This window comes from Oleiphilus sp. HI0123 (assembly GCF_001635315.1).
This window is the reverse complement of sequence record NZ_LWGE01001637.1, coordinates 1-3,318: the sequence shown is the minus strand read 5'-3', so window position 1 is coordinate 3,318 and position 3,318 is coordinate 1. Positions and strand designations below refer to the sequence as shown.

At 46.6% G+C, this 3,318-nt stretch carries 1 protein-coding gene; it reads right to left on the bottom strand.

The features are described from left to right. On the bottom strand, positions 1 to 3,318 hold a 3,318-nt coding region (locus A3761_RS22060), incomplete at both ends, for a non-ribosomal peptide synthetase (RefSeq protein ID WP_156492031.1).

Sequence of the window (3,318 nt, the reverse complement as noted above, 5' to 3'; positions counted from 1 at the left end):
AAAGCCTTTCGATCAAGCTTGTTGTTAAGGGTGCGTGGTAACTCCCCGAGTGCTTCAAGGTGCTGCGGCACCATGTAAGGGGGCAATTGCTGTCGCAGGTGCTCACGAAGTTCACTGAGACTAATCGGGCTATTCTTCCATACAACATAAGCGATGAGCCGCGTATCGCCGGCACGGACTTCTCGTACGCTTAAGGCGCAGTCGTCAATGGCGTCGTGTTGGCGCATAAGCGTCTCAATTTCACCCAGTTCTATTCGGTAGCCGCGTACTTTGACTTGCTGATCCAGTCGTCCCATATACGTAAGGGTGCCGTCGTGGGTGTAGCGTACTTTATCACCGGTGCGATAGAGTTGGCCGTCTCCAAAGGGGTTTGGAATAAAGACCTTCCGGGTTAATTCGTCACGATTGTTATAGCCTAAGGTCAAACCGTCACCACCGATGTATAGTTCGCCAGCGATGCCGTTAGGGACAGGGCGCAGCTGCTCATCCAGCACATATAACTGAGTGTTGGCGATAGGTAAGCCCAATCCAGGCGGTGTTTGGGTTTGTGTAATCTGGGCACAGCTAGACCAAACGGTGGTTTCAGTTGGGCCATACATGTTCCAAAGCTCACTACAGCGTTGAAGTAGCTCTTCAGCTAAATCCAATGGCAATGCTTCGCCACCGCACAGTGCTTTTAATCTAGGCTCACCCTGCCAGCCACTACTGATCAGCAATCGCCAGGTGGCGGGTGTTGCTTGCATGAAGTTTGCCTGATGCTTTGTCAGCAAGCTTAATAAACGTCGACCATCACTACTATCCTGTTTCTTGGCAATAATGACTTTGGCGCCGACCCATAGTGGCAAGTAGAGTTCAAGTACGGCAATATCAAAAGACAAAGTTGTTACTGCCATCAGGGTATCATCAGCCTCGAGCCCTGGCTTTTCTGCCATGCTGTGTAAGAAGTTCATGACGGAAGCATGGGGTACCACAACGCCTTTAGGCTTTCCGGTAGAACCGGAGGTATAGATGATATACGCAGCTGTATCCTCAGGGATTGTTACATCTGGGCAAGCTGTGTTCTGCTGTGATAGACGTTCAGAAATCAGGTCGGTATTGAGTATGTGTGCAACAGAAGGCAGGCGCTTGATATGCGCTTCTTGAGTGACTAGGTGTTGTAAGCCCGAGTCTTCAATCATGTACGCCAAACGATCATCGGGGAAGTCAGGGTCAAGCGGGACATAGCTGGCGCCGACTTTCAATATGCCAATTAGGGCCGCGAGCATATGCTGAGAGCGGTCCAGGCACAAGCCTACGCGATCCCCAACGGATACATGTTCCTCTAATAGGAGCTGAGCCCACTGTGAGCTAAGTTCATCAAGCTGACGATAGCTTAAGACTTCCTGCTCAAATATGACGGCATCACTTTCGGCAAATTGTTGAGCTTGATGATGAAGGTAGTGACCGACAGTGCGAGGGGCCTTGGCTTGTTCTTCATGCCAAGCATGAGCAGGTCCTATACATTGTCTCATCACTTGCTTGCTTGAGCTTTGATTAAGTAGTTCTATATCGCAAAGCCTGGTTATCGGGTTTTGTGCAATTTGTCCGAGAATCGTAAGAAAATGATCCCTAAAGCCTTGGATCGTTTTTTCAGTAAAGAGAGATGTACTATAGACGATTGCTCCACTGAGTGAGTCGCCGCGTTTTTTAAACCATATGTTCAGGTCGAGTGGTGAATCATGAGAAGGGATCTCACACTGCTTGATGTTTATCGTATGGTCACCACTTCCCATGACTTGTTCGCGTTTAGATACGTCTTGGTAGGTGATAGAGGTTTGGTAGATGGGAGCACGACTCATATCACGTTCAGGGTTCAGGCGTTCGACGATCTTTTCGAACGGTGCTCTCATATGGTCAAAACCTTCTAGGCATTGTTGCTTGACCTGCTGTAATAGCTCAAGGAATGGCATTTCTCGGCTCAGTCTAAAGCGAAGTACTAAGGCGTTAACAAAAAAGCCAATCAGGTCTTCAGTGCCGGGCTTAGTTCGGTCAGCCATTGGTGTCGCAATGACTAGGTCTTCTTGGTCGGTATATTTTGCCAACAAGGCACAATAACTGGCCATCATGACCATAAATAAAGTTACGTCTTTTTCTAGGGCTAAGCCGTTAAGCCTGGAAAGTAGGTCACTCGGTAGCTCAAATGAAACTTGCTCACCGCGAATATCCTGAGTTTCCGGACGAGGTCGATCAAGCGGCATATCAAGGTTAGGAGCTCCTTGGAGGTGTTCTACCCAATAGCTGACATCCTTTTCTACATCTTCTTGTGAACTGTTGAGTCGTGACCAATTCGCATAGTCAGCAAACTGGTAATCGAGTACAGGTAATTGAGCATTGATACCGCAACAGTATGCGTTATAACTCTCACTGAGCTCATGTATAAATAAATCGAAAGACCAACCATCGAATATGATGTGATGAGGCATAAAAAACAAAATGCTCTCTTCTTCACTAAGAATGATTAGTTCTGCTTTAAAAAGAATATCGTGATTGATATCGAAAACCTGGTTTTGTAAAACGGTCAGGCGTTTTTTGAGTTCCAGCTCACGTTCAATTGGCTTATCTATATCTGCGAAAGAGACTTCACTTAGTTCAAAATTACTGATGTTTCGAAGCCGTTGATGTGGCTGGGAATCAATTTCAATTACTTCGGCGCTTAGCGCTTCTTGGCGACTGATTAGGTTTTGAAAAGCTTGATTTAAAGCAAGCTTATTGAGTTTTCCTTTTAGTCTGAATGCAGAGGGAAGGTTATAGGCAGTACTGCTTCCTTCCAGTTGATTCAGGTACCAAAGCCTTTGTTGGGCAAGGGTTAATAAGGCTGGTTCATTCTCTGAACGCTTTGTTATGGTTGATTGTTCTGTGTGCTGCGATTGATCTATTTTTTTAGCTAAAGACTCGATGTCTGCAAACTCGTAGAGGTCACTGAACTTCAATTGCACCGACATATCCATTTCAACACGGTGGATGATTTGTGCAATGAGCAAAGAATGCCCACCTAGGTCGAAGAAGTTTTCATTGATGTTAGATATGGGTTTATTGATGACTTCTTGCCAGATGCTCAGTAACTTAAGTTCAGTCGCTGTAGTAGCGGCCCGTACTTCTTCTTTGCCTAACGAGCTTGATTCTGATAAAGGGAGGCTTTCTAAAGCCTTTCGATCAAGCTTGTTGTTAAGGGTGCGTGGTAACTCCCCGAGTGCTTCAAGGTGCTGCGGCACCATGTAAGGGGGCAATTGCTGTCGCAGGTGCTCACGAAGTTCACTGAGACTAATCGGGCTATTCTTC